At 61.3% G+C, this 14,644-nt stretch carries 8 protein-coding genes; all 8 read right to left on the bottom strand.

The window, feature by feature from the left end; all coding sequences use genetic code 11:
- Positions 1–144: 144 nt before the first annotated feature.
- Positions 145–1,482: a glycoside hydrolase family 130 protein gene (locus QUV11_RS14185; RefSeq protein WP_300883544.1), complete on the bottom strand. Its 1,338-nt coding sequence runs from the start codon at positions 1,480–1,482 to the stop codon at positions 145–147.
- Complete coding sequence (locus QUV11_RS14190; RefSeq protein WP_300883545.1) at positions 1,409–3,727, bottom strand: glycosyltransferase family 4 protein; 2,319 nt, start codon at positions 3,725–3,727, stop codon at positions 1,409–1,411. Before QUV11_RS14190 ends, QUV11_RS14185 begins: the two co-directional genes overlap by 74 nt.
- Before the next feature lie 275 nt (positions 3,728–4,002).
- The gene (locus QUV11_RS14195; protein WP_300883546.1) at positions 4,003–6,981 is read right to left on the bottom strand and encodes a TonB-dependent receptor; all 2,979 of its coding nucleotides are present in this window, start codon (positions 6,979–6,981) and stop codon (positions 4,003–4,005) included.
- A 228-nt stretch (positions 6,982–7,209) separates the two neighbouring features.
- Entirely contained in the window at positions 7,210–8,094 is an 885-nt protein-coding gene (locus QUV11_RS14200; protein WP_300883547.1) for a sugar kinase, read from the bottom strand.
- 23 nt (positions 8,095–8,117) lie between these two features.
- On the bottom strand, positions 8,118–8,873 hold the full coding sequence (locus tag QUV11_RS14205; protein ID WP_300883548.1) for an SDR family NAD(P)-dependent oxidoreductase: 756 nt from the start codon (positions 8,871–8,873) through the stop codon (positions 8,118–8,120).
- A 38-nt stretch (positions 8,874–8,911) separates the two neighbouring features.
- Positions 8,912–10,186, bottom strand: a complete 1,275-nt coding sequence (locus QUV11_RS14210) for an MFS transporter (RefSeq protein WP_300883549.1) — start codon at positions 10,184–10,186, stop codon at positions 8,912–8,914.
- Between the two features lie 109 nt (positions 10,187–10,295).
- Complete coding sequence (locus QUV11_RS14215) at positions 10,296–12,458, bottom strand: heparinase II/III family protein (protein ID WP_300883550.1); 2,163 nt, start codon at positions 12,456–12,458, stop codon at positions 10,296–10,298.
- On the bottom strand, positions 12,455–14,599 hold the full coding sequence (locus QUV11_RS14220; protein ID WP_300883551.1) for a polysaccharide lyase 6 family protein: 2,145 nt from the start codon (positions 14,597–14,599) through the stop codon (positions 12,455–12,457). The genes QUV11_RS14215 and QUV11_RS14220 overlap by 4 nt, the downstream gene beginning before the upstream one ends.
- Positions 14,600–14,644 lie beyond the last annotated feature (45 nt).

The raw sequence follows: 14,644 nt of genomic DNA on the forward strand, positions 1-14,644 counted from the left end.
GCTCGTCAGGCTCATAACCTGAAGGTCGCAGGTTCAAATCCTGCTCCCGCAACCAAAAACCCGATCACATCAGATACATATAGCCTTGCTGGCAACAGCAGGGCTTTTTGGCGTGCTCAAACCGCAAGCCTAACGCACACCATGTCATTCCATGGTCTTGAGCAGGTCGTCGATGGCAATGCTGGCAAATCCGACCGAACTGTCAGAAATGCCGTAAGGGATGATCAGCTGGTTCTCCAGCCGCATGGCTCCGCAGGTATAGATGACGTTGGGCACATATCCCGACCGATCCGCGTTCTCGGCCGTGAGCAATGGCTCCACTGTGCGTGCAAGCAGTTTCGAGGGGTCGTCCAAGTCGAGCAGCGCGCAGCCAAGGGCATATTTGCGCATTGCGCCCACCCCGTGGGTCAGCAGCAGCCAGCCATGGGACGTGCGGATCGGACTGCCGCAGTTGCCGATCTGAATGAACTCCCATGGATATCTGGGTTCCATGATTAGCCGGCCTTCGCCTTCCCAGCGGTCCAGCCGGGGGCTTTGCAGCAGAAACAGGTTTTTTCCGTCCTGCCGCCCGATCATGGCATATTGATCGCCGATCTTCTCGGGGAAGAGGGCCATGCCCTTGTTCCGGCCAGCCTCGCCCTCGATGGGTTCGAGCGCGAACTGTTTGAAATCCGTGGTGCGCAGTAGCTCGGACCGGATGGTCGATCCCGAATACGCGGTGTAAGTGCCGATCCACTCATAGTGACCATCGTCATGCTGAAAGCGGACGAGCCGCAGATCTTCCAATCCGTTGCGTTGTTGCTCGGTGACCGGAAAGATCACGGTGTTGGACAGGCTGCTGTTCGCATTGCGATGCACCATCACGGCGCTGTCGCTGTCCGTAAGGCTGCCGTTGTCCAATTCCACCGACGTGGCCCATGTGCCCTGGGGCCACAGATCGATTTGCCCGGACGGCAGCGCAATCCCCTCCCTGAACGCAATCGAGCTGATATGGCCTTCCCCGACGGCGCGCAGCGACATGATGAACCGTACGGCGCCCTCCTGGCATCCGCTCTGATCGGGGTGCGGGACAATCGACGGGTTCATCAGCGCGGCTGCGGCATAGGCGTATTCGTGGCAGAAATACGCTCCGATCAATTTCTGTCGTGCAGACGAAAAATTCGTGTCTCCAAGATGCAGAGCCGTCTGCACCTCTGTCCATCGCTCGGCAAACATGCCCTCGGTCTGCCAGTGGCGATCCTCGAAATCGGCAAGAACTTTGCTGTACTCCCTGTCGACCTCGACCTCTGTCAGCGCAGAGATGTCGTCAACCAGCTTCAGCGCACGGTTGTCTTCAGCCTGCTTGGCGTGCCAGCTGAGATGGAACGGCCGCAGGACGACGCGAGACGGGTCGGCGTAAAGCCTGAGATCATGGATATGCAGTTGCGCGCGATGCTTGTTTTTTGAGGTCTTCAACCGCGTCTCCCGAATGCTGGTCTTCATCTGGCATAAGCGCTACCATGGAATGATAGCCGAGCTGAAATGCCAATATGCTTTCTGCCCCGCAGTTGAGGTTGGCTCCCCTCGGGTTTATGCCGTCCCTGCAAAGTCCGCTGGCGGTATGCGCCAATGCCTCGCCCCGGTCGTTGGCGCCGAAGAACCAGTTCCAGGCCGCCAATCCAAAATGACGCCAATGCTGCCCGCCATCGACGGCAAAGGCGGTGGCACACGCATCCAGCGTTGCCTGGGCCTCGACCGGTTGCTGGTCAAACGGCATTTGCGCGTAGGGCATGCCGAACCCCTCCGACCCGATGGGTCGAAAATGGCCGGCTGCCGTTGTCTGGCGCTCGCAGATCCAGCGCAGGGTGTCGAGACCGGTTTCGAGCCAGTCGGTTCGGCCCAGGGCGCTCCCTGCCGAGATCAGGGCCTGCGGCATGCGCGGGTTATCATAAGCGAGCACGGCTTCGAACCAGGTCCAATCGGGGCGTCGTGACTGCTCGAGCAGATGGGCAAGGATCTCGGCTCCGCGGTGTGCCGCGAGCCGGGAAGGACCATGTGCGGGCCGGGCCTGGAGCATGAGGGCAGCGGCCAAGGTGATAAACGCCAGTGTCCGGGGGCTATCGAGATCGGCAGAATGATCGAGCGCTTCATCATAGAGACGCGTCGCCCAGTCCCGGATATGCTTGTCTGGATTGTTCACGGCCGTATGCGCCAGCGCCCAGATCGCGCGCCCGTTCGAATCCTCGGATCCGCAATCTTCCAGCCACTGCCGATCAAAGCCCATGAAGTTCCGGAAGCGGCCATTATCCGGATTCCAGGCATGTTGGATGAAAGACGCATGGATCGTCGATCGATCGGTTTGCTCGCTGGCATCCAGCGCGGTGGTGACATTGACGAGCATCAAGGCGCGGACATTGTCATCAAGGCAATAGCCGTGCCTGCGATCGGGGATCGTCCCGATGGCGTGCTGCAGCATGCCGGTTGAATCGGTCATCCGACGAACACCGTCGAAGCTGGGCTGTGCCAGAGCGGTCTTGGACAAGGGACGCGCCACGGTCCTCTCGATCATCAGCTCGACAGCATCGGCAAACCTGGGCCAGATGGTTTGCCGGCCCCGCTGATAGGCGCGCCGCTTGAGGGCCGCCAGCGCGTCCGGGTCAGCCAGCAGCGAGCAGACGGCGTTCGCGATGCCCGAGGCCGACTGGGGCTCAATCAATAGGCCGACCCCGTCGGCAAGAAGCTCGCGTGCATGGATGTACGGTGTAGACACCACCGCCTTGCCGAGGGCCACGGCGTAACTCAGGGTGCCGCTCGTCGACTGCTGGAGATTGGGATAGGGTGTGAGGTAGATGTCGCAGGCCTCAAGCTGGTCGAGCAGCTCGCCGGTATCGAGAAAACGGTTTTCCCATTCGATCGCGTGCGCGACACCAAGCTGATGGGCAATCGCCATCAGCTCGTCGCGATAGCGCTCGCCTTCCACGGCGACCAGATTGGGGTGCGTCGCGCCGACGATCCGATAGCAGACATCGGGATTGGTCTTCATGATTGCCGGAAGCGCCTCGATGACGCTTTCAAGGCCCTTGCCACGCCCCAGAAGGCCGAAGGTGGTCAGGACCGGGCGATTGCCGAGCCCGCGCTCTGCCTTGAACTTTGCCTCTCGCCCGAACGGACGATCGGGTGCGCCATGCTCGATGACGTCGATGATTTCACGGGGCGCGTGATGCAGGCTCATCAATCGCTCGCGCGACAGCGGGCTCATGACCATGATGCGCGAGCACCGGCTCACGAGATGATCGATAATCCGCCGTTGATTGTCTGACGGGTTCTCCAGAACAGTATGGAAAGTGACGATCAGCGGCGCGGCAATCCGGTTGACCAGATCGATGATCATCTCGCCGTCCGGCCCCCCATAGATCCCGAACTCGTGTTGCAACCAGACAGCATCGGTGGGGGTGGCGTTGATGGCGGCTGCCGCAGCGCGATAGCTCTCGGCATCGCTCGCGCGAATTTCGCCGACGCTGCCGCCGGCGCTGTCAGTGTCACTGGTCATCGCCCAGATGTCGAACTTGATATGATCGAAATAGTGTCCGACCTTCTCGACGACATCCGCGGCAAAGGTTGCCAGCCCGCATTGCCGCGGCGGGTAAGTGCTGATGATGGTGACGCGGCGCTCAGCCTGACGGCGAGGAAAAGTGACGATTGAGGACCCCTGCTGATCCTCGCCTGGAGCGTCATTAGCAAAAAACATGGTGCGCCTCCTGGACTGTCAGGAGTGTTACGCTGCGCTGCACAAATCGTTGCCTGGCCGCGGCTGTGCCAACTTCACATTTATCCGCGACGCTTCGGTCAAGACCACAAAGGGAAAGACGGCCCTCTGCCACGCTCCGGGATGCCCGGTTTGGGGCTAGAATCGTCCCAGTGCCGGCCGTTTAGATTGGTCCCCTCGAATGCCTGCCTCCGACAGAAGCTGATGACTGAATGTCACGAAGGCAAGCCGCCCCCGACGATCCGGTGATCCCGCCTTTAAAAGCGCAGTGACGCACCGAATGTCAGTCGACGATCTGGCAGGCCCTGGAAGCACAGCAACGCGCCATCGTTCACGCAAAACTGGGAAATATTGGATTTCGTCAGATTCACGCCTTCCACGCCGATGTTGATGTTGTCGGTCAGGTCATAGGTGATGCTGCCATTCAGCTGGCCACGGGCCGCTGTCACGACCGGGAAGCCCAGCGTGCTGCCCAGGGTCGCGCCACCGGCGGTGTCGTTTGTCCGAAACGCACTGCGCCAGGTGTAGCGCGCGCGCGCCGACAGGCCGTATTTTTCATAGAACAGCGTGACGTTGTACGCATTCTTCGAAAAATCTAGCAGACCCTGGACCGCGGTGTAAGGCGCCGCATTCAGCCCGCTGCTGGCGTTGAAAATCGCGTTGGCACGTGCGTCAGCGGCGGAGGTGTTGGTGGCCTGACCCCCGCTGAATTTCTGGTAGGTATAGTTGGCCGACAGGCCAAATCCCGAAGCAAATCCGATGCTGTCCTCGAACGAAGACAGATCGCCCTGGAATGCGATTTCGACACCGGTCTGCTTGGTAACACCCGAATCGTTGATCGTCGTCGAGATCGGAACGCAAATACCCGTTCCGGCGTTGCCGGGCGCGACAAAGACATTGCGATCGGCGATCGGGTTGAAGATGCCACCGCCTTCGCACGGCGCGGTGAAATCCCGAAAGCCATTGCCATCAGTGGCGGGCGCGATTTCCTGCGTCACGAACAGATTGGTCCGGCTTTTGTGGAAGAACCCGACACTGATCACCGAGGCCGGCGCGAAATACCAGCTGGCCGACGCATCATACGACGTGACCTTTTCCGGTGCGAGGCCCGGATTGCCAATGACGATGGCGGTGTTGGGCCCAGTGCCGAAGCGGACCGATGTCTTGAGGTTGTCAAAGTTGGGCCGGTTGATGTCCTGCCCATAGCTTGCCCGCAGCACGATAGTGTCGGTCGCCTGTGCAGCAATGTTTACACGCGGCAACAGCAGGTTGTATTTGCCCGGCGTGTTGACCTGCGTGATCGCGCCGCCGGCACCGACGTTGTTGCCGAGCGAATTGATGATGGTGTCGATATAGCGCAGACCCGCGTTGCCGCTGAAAATGCCCGCCGCAAAATTGACCTGGCCATAGATGGCATGGGTGCGCTCGGTGATTTTATAGAAGGATGCAGGGTTGAACGTAGGGTCGTTCAAAACCCGAGCGGCGGGCTCTGCAGCCAATGCCGCCTGCAACTGACCAAGAACTGCGTCGCGGTCGGAATAGGCTCGCGCAGGATCGATGATCAGGAAGTCCCCGAAGAACAGCGACCTGCCATCGGCACGATCGAAATTGTTGGGGCCAGCAACCAGAAGATCGGCCAGCTTCGTTCCGTTGGGGCTTTCCCGCAAAAGGGACAGGCCGATGTTTGAGCTGAACTCGTTGAACTCGGTCGAGGTGTCGTTGTAGCGATACCCGATGTCGACCGATGTGATGAACGGTGTCAAATCCTCAAGGTCGAGCGAAAAGTCGAACCGGGCAGCCGTTTCCACGTTGCGCGTCGTGTTGTCGCCCACAGTGACCTGATCCAGAACGACGTTCCTTGGATCGAGCAGCTCTGCGGCGGTTGGCGCAAACGGCGAGGCGCTGTCGATCCCGAACGCCAGCGATCCACCCGACAGATCATACGCGAACGGGGTGCCGTTTTCATTGGGAAGATTGGCGCCGGTGAGCGCACTTCTTGGATTGATGAAATTCAAGGTCGTGCTCAGATCGGGGTTGCGCGTGCTTGACAGGGACCGCGAGCCTTCGACCCGCGCCTTGAACCGGTCAGCCTCCCACTCTGTGCCAAACCGCATCAGATTGCTTTTGGTGAGGCGCGCGCCGACATCGCTCGAGAACCTCAGGTTTGGCCGGTTTGCGACATTCGGCTGCAGCGTTCCCGTCAGGGCCGCCTGGATGCTGCCAAGATCGTTGCCGCCAAGCGAACCGAAATCGACCGTTTCGAACGAATCGGGGACATTCGTCCGCTGGACATTCGCAACCCCGGATGCCTGGACCCGCGTGCTTTCCTGCGCGCGCGTCTGGTCATTGTAGAAGCCGTCGAAATAGAACTTCAGATTGCTGCTCGGCGCATATTCGACCGAGCCCGCGAGGTTGTAGGTTTCGTATTTGAAGTTCTCGAGCTCCTGGTTGAGGAACTGAATACCCAGATAGCTGAACGCCGGCCCCGGCGCGCCGGTTGCTGAAACGCCTGTTCCCTGGGCCGTCAATGTATCCCGGTCGACACGAGGACGGAATGACAGCGCATCCTGCTTTGCGTAGCTGCCGCTGAGAACGATGCCGAATTCACCGTCGCCAAGATCCCATTTCTGGCCAAAGCTGCCCGAAAGGCGCGGCTGAATGCTTTTCGACAGCTCGGAATATTCACCCTGCGCACGGAAGGCGATGAGGGGGTCGCGCAGGTTGAGCGGCCGGATCGTGCGCAGGTTGATGGTGCCGCCGACCGATCCCTCGGTCGTCATCGCGGTCGGCGCCTTGGTGACTTCCACCGATGCGATGATCGCCGCGTTCACATCTTCAAAACTGATGCCACCGCGGCCCGAGCCCGAGCCCACGGTGCCCACGCCATTGATTTCGGTCCGGTTGTCGTTCGAACCACGGATTTGAACGCCGGTGCCGATACCGGCGTCGCGGGTGATCTGGACGCCGGGGATGTTCTCGAGCACTTCTGCAAGATTCTGATCGGGCAATTTGCCGATATCTTCAGCCTGAATGATTTCAACCAGACTGGCGGCGTTGCGCTTCTCATTCAGCGCGCTCTGCAGCGAGCTGCGAATGCCCGTGACGATGATGGCTCCATCGTCCGCGGTGTCCGACTGAACTTCGGGAGTCTCCAGCTGCGCCTCGGAAGTGTCCGGGGCCTGCTGAGCGAATGCGGGCGTTGCGATCAGGCTGAGCGCCGTGCTTGCCAATAACATCGTCGGCAGACGCTTGTGCGCGCAGACTGCGGTTGTCCCCACCCGGTTCATCGAATCTTCTCCCATGCGTTTTTATTTGAAGAAGCCTGGATTGGTTAGAGAACTATGTCAACCATTTTGGCATACCGGTATGCCAAACCTATCAATTTATTGGTGCACCAATTTGGCATACCCGTAGAAACCCGCCGCGGCGTCGACATTCGGAACCGGCTAGTAAAGGCTCGCTGGTCATTCCGCTGGCAGCGCGCCGCGCTTCCCGATGACGCGCCTTGCCAACGCCTGTCCTGAACTCACCGCATCCTGCAGCTTATGGCCCTTGAGATAGGCTGACAGAAAGCCGGCGTTGAACGCATCGCCTGCGCCACTGCTGTCGACGACCACGGCGCGCTCGGCAGCAAAATGCTCGCGCACTCCGGTCCGAAAGTGATAGCAGCCCTGCTCGCCCGCCTTGATGACCACATCGGCGCACCCATGCGCCAGCCACTGCGCGCCGATCTGATCGACGGTCAGGTCCAGTTCCTGGAGTTGCCGTTCATCGACATTGGTCGGAAGACCGATGGTGGCGAGCCTGACCGCCTGCCAAGACGTGTCGCGCGCGACCGCAATCGAGGGCCACAGATTGCGCCTGAAATTGCTGTCATAGGCGACCTGGCCGCCCGCGCTGCGCACCGCATCGGCCAGCCCCAGCAGCGCGGCTCGCCCGGCTTCAGGCAGTATGGCAAGCGAGATCAGGCTGAAATACAGCAAAGATGCCTGCTCGGCAGCTTTGAGGGCCGCCGCCATCCCGGGCAGTTCAAACATCGCGCGCGCTGCGCTTTGATCGCGCCAGTAGAGGAAGCTGCGCTCACCGCTGTTATCGACGTGGATCGCGTAGATCCCCGGATTGCGCGTCGGGTGGCGCAGGACAAAGCGGGTATCAATGCCCTCGGCCTGCCACGCAGCGATCATCGCATCGCTGATCGCATCCATCCCCAGCGCGGTCACATAGGCGACATCGTGACCGTCGCGCGCCAGGTGGATGGCGGTGTTGAGCGTGTCGCCGCCATAGCGCAGCCCCTCACCGCCATCGCCATGGAATTCCAGCATGGCTTCGCCAAAGACAAAGACCGTCATGATCGGCCGCCGGGTTCGCGAAATCAGGAGAAGAACGTGCCGCCGTTGATGTCGATATTGGTCGCGGTGATGAAACTTGCGTCGTCCGATGCAAGATAGGCGACCGCCGCTGCCACTTCGTCGGCCTTGCCCTGCCGGCGCAGCGGTGTCCCGGCGGCCACTGCCTCGCGCACGGCGTCTTTGGTGAACGTGTCATGGAAGCTGGTGGCAATCATCCCGGGGCACAGCGAGTTGACGCGGATGCCCTTGGGGCCAAGCTCCTTTGCCATCGAACGGGTGAAGGTCATGACCGCGCCCTTTGACGTCGCATAGGCCGCTGCACCCGGGCCGCCACCATCACGGCCGGCCTGCGATGCGAAATTGATGATCGTGCTGCCCGCTGGCATATGCGGAACCGCGGCCTGGGTTGCGAGGAAGGTCGAGGCGATGTTGAGCGTGAGCACCTGGTTGAGGAAATCGAGGTCCATTTCCGCAAGCGCCTTGCGCGCCACCATGCCGCCGGTGACATTGACCAGAATATCGATCGTGGGTCCGAATGCCGACTGGGCTTCGGCGATCAACCGGGCCGCGTCCGCAGGGAGTGTAAGGTCGGCCTTGACCAGGATCGCCGTACCGCCCGCGGCCTGGATCGCGTCCAGGGTCGCCTGTCCGTCGGCTTCATTGTTGCAGTAATTGACCACGACCTTGGCGCCCTCGGCGGCGAGCCGTTCCGACACTGCACGCCCGATATCACGGCTTCCGCCGGTTACGATTGCCACTTTGTTTGCAAGCTTGGTCATAGAATATTCCGTTCGTTCAAAGGTGATGGATTGAAAAATCAGGCGTGGAGAGGTTCAAGAGATCTGATCCGTGGGCAGAGCAGCAGCACCGAAAGCACGGTAAGGATTGCCAGGGCCGCACCGACGGCGAAGGCCGGCGCGTAGCTGTCGATCGTGATAACCGGGATCAGGAAGTTCATTCCAACGACCGCCAGCTTGGCGGCGGTCCCCGAAAAACCCGCCAGCGACGCGACGGATTTCCCGCTGTAGAAATCGCTCGGCAGCGTCTGGATGTTACCGATCGCGGTTTGAAATCCGAACAGGATGGCCGCCATCAGCAGAACCGCGACCAGCGGCGTGGCTGCATTCATGGTGAGCAATAGCGAGCCCAGCATGATCGCTCCGCCCAGCGCGATGACGGTCTTGCGCGTGCGGTCGACGCTCCATCCGGCCTTGATCCGGTTCTGTGCCAGCAGCCCGCCAAACCAGGCGCCGAACATAGCGCCAACATAGGGCACCCAGGCATAAAGCCCGATTTCCGCCACGCCAAAGCCGTAGGTTTCTGAAAGGTACAGCGGCAGCCAGCCGACAAACAGCCACCAGATCGGGTCGATGAAAAACGAGGCCATGATCACGCCCCAGCTTTCCTTGCGCGACAGGATTTCGCGCGTCAGCGGTGCATAAGTGGCGACCTCCTTGGTAATGATGTCGCGCTGCCCGGTCAGGATATAGTTGCGCTCTTCGGGACTGATCCACGGGTGGGCGTCCGGGCCGGTCTTGTAGATGATCAGCCAGGGGACCAGCCAGAGAAAGCCCAGCGCGCCGATGGTGATGAACGTTGCCTGCCACGATCCGAGGAAGACAAACAGATAGGCGACGGCGGGGGCCGAGACGATGCCTCCGATCGCAGCGCCCGAGTTGAAGATACCCTGCGCCAGCGCGCGCTCGGTAATCGGGAACCATTCGGCATTGGCCTTGGTAGCGCCAGGCCAATTGCCCGCCTCTGCCGCACCCAGCAGGCCGCGATAGACGGAGAAGGACGCAATACCTGAAGCGACCGCATGCAGCATGGTTGCCGCCGACCAGACGACGATGGAAAGCACGAATCCGAGCCGCGTGCCGATCCAGTCGAATATCTTGCCGAACAAGGTTTGCCCGAAGGCGTAAGCGAATGTAAAGACGTTGAGAATGATCGCATAGTCGAGCTTGGTCATTCCGAGTTCGTCGGAAATCTCCGGCCACAACAGGCCGAGCGCACCGCGGTCGATGTAATTGATCACCGTGGCCACCCCGACCAGCGCCACGATAATCCAGCGCAATCCCTTGACCTTCATCGTGCCGCTTTCTGGTTGAGAACGTCCGCGCGCAGGACGCTGCGCCGATCCTCGAGATCAGCTCCGTCCGGCGCTGAAAAGGTCTGCGATGGAACCACCGTTGCGATGCTCACTTTGTGGTGCCCGGCAGGATGATGCGCGCAGCGGGGCCATTCCAATCGAGCCGTTCGCCGCCGACGGTGATGCGGTGCGGTTTTGCGGGATCGCGGTCATCAGCGACCGCAATCGCCACGCGAACCCCGGCCAGTGTTTCGATCAGCACGGCTTCGACGCCATCGCCGCTCGAGGATTTGATCGAGCGGATCTGGCTGTCGCTGGCCACGGTCTGTTCGGTGGAACTGTCATGCCGTCCATGGCCTTCGAGCACGCCGGCAAACAGTAGGTCGCGTGCACCGTCGACCCGCTGGATCAACACGGGCTCGCGGCGCAGATTGAACTCGGGGTCATTGGCCCCGATCTCCCCCAGGATCAGCGTCGATCCCGCGGCCGGAACCCACCGCCAGGTGTAGAACCGATTATCCGTCATCCAGGTCAGAAACGCCTTTTCCGGCGCAACCGGACCTTCGGCATCGACCCAGATATGCTGATATCCTGCCGCATCCCCCAGCACCGGACGCTGTGCGACATGCGACTGCAGTGCGCTCCCCTGCCGAATGATGTGGCCGTTGTAATGCAGCGGGAGGTCATACCGGTGCGGCGCATCGGCGCGCACCCGCATCAGGTCCACCGCGACCGGTTCTTGCAGCCCTGGCACCGCGACCAGCGCAAGCGTGCGGGTCATCGAAACTCCGGCATAAGCGGTATCGATCCGGCCGGTGCTGACCGAAAAATCCTCGCCTGCCGCAAAGTGCAGCTGGGTCGGTGCGAACCGGTCTGCGCGCTCGGCATCGCCGTCGAAATGGCTTTTGCCGTCGACCACCAGCACATTGTGCGCGACGCTTTGCTTGGCCCAGCTTTCGTTTTCGGGGAGATAGCGGCCACCCTGCTTCGCCTCGATGTTGAGGAAACGCGCCGCGCCATAGTCGGTGACGATTTCGTCGCCATGATTGTACAACTGCCAGCTCAGCTTGTCGAAGTGGCCATGGCCCATGCCCTGCGAACTGTTCTTGGCGACGAGCGCCAACCCGTCTTCGCTGTTGCCGTGGCGCAAGACGGCCACGGCGCCCTGATCGCCCTTGGGTCCGTCGCGCAACAGCATGGACCGGAAGGCAAAAGGCTTGGCGAGCCCCGCTGCCAGGTCGCGCGCGACCGCGCGCCCCGCCTCTGAAAAAGCCACCCGGTCCTGATAGGCCGCGATGGACAGCAACGCAGGATCGCGGCTGTTCGCATAGCCTATGGCAACCCCCTGATAGAGCTCTTCGGTGTTGAGACTCTTGTCCTTGATCGCATCGTTGAAGGGGAAGAAGCGACCGCCATAGGTCAGCTGGATCCCTGTGTTGATCGCCTTCAACAAAACGCCGTCGCGGCGCTCGAAAATCTTCTGCTCAGGATCGTTGCGCGCGATGGCATCGGCGAACACCACAAAGGGCTGCAATGCGTAGCGCTGATAATAGGGACCTTCGGCATAATAGCCGTCGGGCGAAAACAGCTCGTCCAGCTGGCGCAGGAAGCCAGCACGGCCATCGCGCTTGGACCCGCGCAACGCCCGGTCCACCATATCCTTGTCGCCAAGCACATAGCCGGTCATGCCGACCCCGGCGGTCGACCATGTCGCGTGGTTATGGATACGATCGAAGGTGGCGACCGCGTCGACCGACATGAACCTGGCCGCATTGCGGAACAGGTCATCGTCGATGTGGCGACGATCGGCTTGGCTGAGCGTGTCGCGGACCTGCTCATAGCCCTGGATCGCGTATACCAGCCACACCGCGTCGTTGAGATTCTGCCAGAACAGCTTGCCCGGCTGCTGATTTGCCTGGGCCGGATGCAGGCCGAGCGTGGGGTAGAGATCGGCATAGGCGACCAGCAGATTGCGCACGAAGCCCGAATAGACCGGGTCGCCGGTCACAGCGAACAGCTGCCCCGCCTCGTAGATTGCCCGGTAGTTCCGCTTGTGCTGCTCGTGGGTGAAACCGCCGCCGGGGTCCTTGGGGGTCGGGACGCTGATGCCCTCGGCCATCATCTGTGCGACGAACGCCTTGGACCGCGTAACCTCGGCTGCAAAAAGCGGTGCGTCCGCCGTGGCGGTTTGCGCAGCTTGGGGCGCGGTCTGCGCTGCGGCCGGCATCGCGGCCATCATCGCAAGGAGAGGCAGGGCAAAACGGCGCATCATTCTACGACCCCATCAATACGGTTGTTGCGGATGCTGACATCAGGCTCACCGGTTGTCCGCGTCATCGCGATCGGACCGCCACGATCAATGCGATTGCCTGTGATCGCGATCTTCTGCACGCCGGTCAGCGCCAGCACAGGAATCTCCGCAGCACCGCTGTCGGTGACCACATTGTCGACGAAGCGGACATGCGGGCCGAAGGTGCTCTCGTCGGTTCCTCCCCGGTAAACATCGGCGATGCCCCCGCGGATCGTGTCGAACCTGGACGCGCTGATATCGAGATATTCGACATTGTAACGGCCGAAATCGTCGATCTCGCTATGGGCGGCGACTATTTTCCCGGAGATATCGGCAAACCGACTGCGCGAGATCACGACACGGTCGGCCATCGCCGATTTGCCGATCGAAATCACGTCGAACGCGCGGTTGACCGTCAGGCCCGCGATATCGACATCGTCGAGCTCGAGCGTGAAGTTTGCAGGGATCGATTGGGCCGCGGTGCGGATGACCGCATTGCCGACGGCGTCGGGCGCATCGTCGCTGCGGATGGTGATCCCGGCGAGCCTGAGATTGCCACCCCTGGCAATTTCAAACAGCGGAGCGCGGGCGAACATGATCGTGGCGCGACCCTTGCCAGACGACATCAGGCATATGGTGCTGGAGATCTCGATCGTCCGATCGATCGTGTAGGTGCCAGGAGCGAGCGCAAGACAGCTGCCGCCTGTCGCACCGGCAATGGCTGCGACAAGGCTCGAACCGCCCTTGCCGACCGCAACCGGATCATCGTCCCCAAACACTGCTGTTCGCGGCGGCTTGGCATACCATCTTGGCCCGGTATCATCGAGGCTCGGGACAGCAAGGTCGCGCGGGGCACCCACGTCAAGCCGGTCGGGATACAGCAGGCCGTTTGCGGCGCGCGTGAGTTTGGCGGGCTTGGCTGCGATACCGGAAATGGGCGTGGCGGCCGCCGCAAGAACATTGCCCGAAAAGGCGATGCCCGACACGTCCGCCTCGACGGCGATGGACTCGCCATCGCTGGTCAGCTGCAGGAAATTGCCTGAAAACCGGCTGTTCCGGGGCGGCGCGGAGCGCTCGGAGTCCGCTCCTGCGGCCAGCGTGATGCGGCTGCTGTCGATGAAACTGTTGTCCGTGATCGACGCGTTGTCGACCTCGACATACCGATTGACCGGCGAATTGGGGACGCCGTTCATCACTGCGAGCGCACTTCCGAAACCGGTTCCACGCAGCCCTTCCATATAGTTGGCGCGCACGATCTGGTTGCGGTTGATCACGCGCACACCGCCCGTGTGATCCTTGCCCTTGCCCAGGAAGACATTGCGCTCGACGAGATTGCCGTCGCCATGGCGCAGCACGACCGCACCGCTGGATTCGAGAAACAGATTGCCGCGCACGACGTTGGCCCCGGACTTGACCGAGACGATCTCGACCTCGCCGTCACAACGGTCGAACACGTTGTTTTCGATCACGGTGCTCGAATCGTGCATCGAATAGGCGCTGGTGCCGATACGGATGGTTTCGCCGCCATTCGATCCAAGCACGGGGCGCGGGCCGAAGTAATTGTGATCGATACTGTGCGTGTTGCCTCGGCTCTCGGCTGTGTCGAGATGCACCGCGAGCGTAACCCCCTGGTTGCTCTTGCCCGCAAGATAGTTGCGATCGAACCGGTTGCGCTGGCCATAAAGCCCAACCCAATTGTCGGACTGGAACCGGTCGGGCTGGTTGAAATGGTCGATGACCACGTCAGTCACCTGCGAATCGCTGGCCAGATCGGTCTTGGTACGGCGAAAGCTGATCACCTCGCTGGTCGGGGAATAGCCATCCTGGAAAACGAGCCCGGTGACGCGCAGATGACGTCCGCCAAGCTTAAGATTGGAGCGCCCGGCGATGATCACCTTGCCGGGTGTCTCGGATTTGAGCGTGATGGGCTTGTCCGGCGCACCTGTGCCTGAAAACACGATCTCGAAATCGCGCCAGGTGCCGTTGGCGAGAACGACAACATCGCCCGGCTGCAGCTTCTGCGCCGCAACGGCATATTCGTCCTGCGTCGAGACGAAAAAGCTCTCGGCGTGCGCCGGGATCGCCCAGCTCGCCAACAGCAATGACGCAGTGATCCGTCGCATGCCCATCCTCACCCTTATTTTCTGGGGAGAGGCTAACAGCCGTCA

The sequence above is a fragment of the Blastomonas sp. genome (assembly GCF_030373265.1).
Taxonomy (GTDB): Bacteria; Pseudomonadota; Alphaproteobacteria; order Sphingomonadales; family Sphingomonadaceae; genus Blastomonas.

Coding starts and splice junctions, on each gene's coding strand:
- QUV11_RS14185 (WP_300883544.1), bottom strand. CDS start 1,482: ATGAAGACCAGCATTCGGGAGACGCGGTTGAAGACCTCAAAAAACAAG.
- QUV11_RS14190 (WP_300883545.1), bottom strand. CDS start 3,727: ATGTTTTTTGCTAATGACGCTCCAGGCGAGGATCAGCAGGGGTCCTCA.
- QUV11_RS14195 (WP_300883546.1), bottom strand. CDS start 6,981: ATGTTATTGGCAAGCACGGCGCTCAGCCTGATCGCAACGCCCGCATTC.
- QUV11_RS14200 (WP_300883547.1), bottom strand. CDS start 8,094: ATGACGGTCTTTGTCTTTGGCGAAGCCATGCTGGAATTCCATGGCGAT.
- QUV11_RS14205 (WP_300883548.1), bottom strand. CDS start 8,873: ATGACCAAGCTTGCAAACAAAGTGGCAATCGTAACCGGCGGAAGCCGT.
- QUV11_RS14210 (WP_300883549.1), bottom strand. CDS start 10,186: ATGAAGGTCAAGGGATTGCGCTGGATTATCGTGGCGCTGGTCGGGGTG.
- QUV11_RS14215 (WP_300883550.1), bottom strand. CDS start 12,458: ATGATGCGCCGTTTTGCCCTGCCTCTCCTTGCGATGATGGCCGCGATG.
- QUV11_RS14220 (WP_300883551.1), bottom strand. CDS start 14,599: ATGCGACGGATCACTGCGTCATTGCTGTTGGCGAGCTGGGCGATCCCG.